Source organism: Glycomyces dulcitolivorans, from assembly GCF_003265355.1.
GTDB classification, from domain to species: Bacteria; Actinomycetota; Actinomycetes; order Mycobacteriales; family Micromonosporaceae; genus Glycomyces; species Glycomyces dulcitolivorans.
The window spans coordinates 1-1,124 of sequence record NZ_QFRW01000121.1 but is presented as its reverse complement, the minus strand read 5'-3'; the positions used below and the strand labels follow the sequence as shown (position 1 = coordinate 1,124).

Annotated in this window: 1 protein-coding gene; it reads right to left on the bottom strand. The window is 69.9% G+C overall.

Annotation, left to right across the window (positions count from 1 at the left end; genetic code table 11):
• Positions 1–100: 100 nt before the first annotated feature.
• Entirely contained in the window at positions 101–1,054 is a 954-nt protein-coding gene (locus DI269_RS12990) for a carbohydrate ABC transporter permease (RefSeq protein WP_112136550.1), read from the bottom strand.
• Positions 1,055–1,124 lie beyond the last annotated feature (70 nt).

Genomic DNA, 1,124 nt, shown 5'->3' with positions numbered 1-1,124 from the left:
GGCAAGGCTGTGCGGCCGGGCCGCCGGGAGTCGTTGGAGCCGGGGCCGCCGGGGCCGCCGGGGGCGGGGTCGGCGGGGCGGTCGACGAGGTCCGGTGCGGTCACGAGGCGCTCCTGATGCGGCGGATGAACAGGTAGTTGAGGAGGGCGACCAGGACGATGACGGCGAACATCGTCCAGGCCACGGCCGAGGCGTACCCGAACTCGAAGCCGCGGTTGAAGCCGTGCTCGTACAGGTAGAGGGTGAGCGTCTGGAACTGGCGGGAGGCGCCGCCGGTGACGCCGTTCTGCCCGCCGCCGCCGAACAGCTGCGGCTCGGCGAAGATCTGGAGGCCGTAGATCGTCGAGACGATCACCGTGAACACGATGGTGGGGCGGATCATCGGCACCGTCACGTGGAACAGCTGCTGGAGGCGCGAGGCGCCGTCGAGGTGCGCGGCCTCGTAGACCTCGCGCGGGACGGCCTGCATCGCGGCGAGGTAGATGAGGGCGTTGTAGCCGGTCCACTTCCACGCCACCATGACGGCGATGGCGATATGTGACGTGGCACTGCCGGTCTGCCAGTCGATGCGCCCGGCGCCGACGGACTCCAGGACCCAGTTGATCAGCCCGAAGTCGCGGCCGAACAGCTGGCTGAAGATCACCGCGACCGCCACGACGGAGGCGACGTTCGGCAGGAGCATCCCCATGCGCCAGAACGTCTGGGCGCGCAGCCGCAGTGTCAGCACGTGCGCGAGCAGGAGCGCCGCCAGCAGCTGGGGCACGGTGGCGAGGAGGAGGATCGACAGGGTGTTGCCCAGGGCGTTCCAGAAGTACGGGTCGGTCAGCAGCGCCTCGTAGTTCCCGAAGCCCACGAAGACGTGCTCGTCGGAGAGCAGGCTCCACTCGTGGGTCGACACCCACGCGGTGAACGCCAGCGGGAACAGCCCGAACACGGCGAACAGCACGAAGAACGGGGCGATGTACAGGTACGGGGAGGCTTTCAGGTCCAGGCGGTAGCGCAGGAGGCCCGCGGGGCCGGGGCTCTTGCCGGTCCCCTTGGCGGCGATGGTCATCGGGTCGCTTTCACGGTCGGAAGTGCACGGAGTCGGAGCGGCGTGGCCGTCGGGAGGGGGTGGGCGGCGG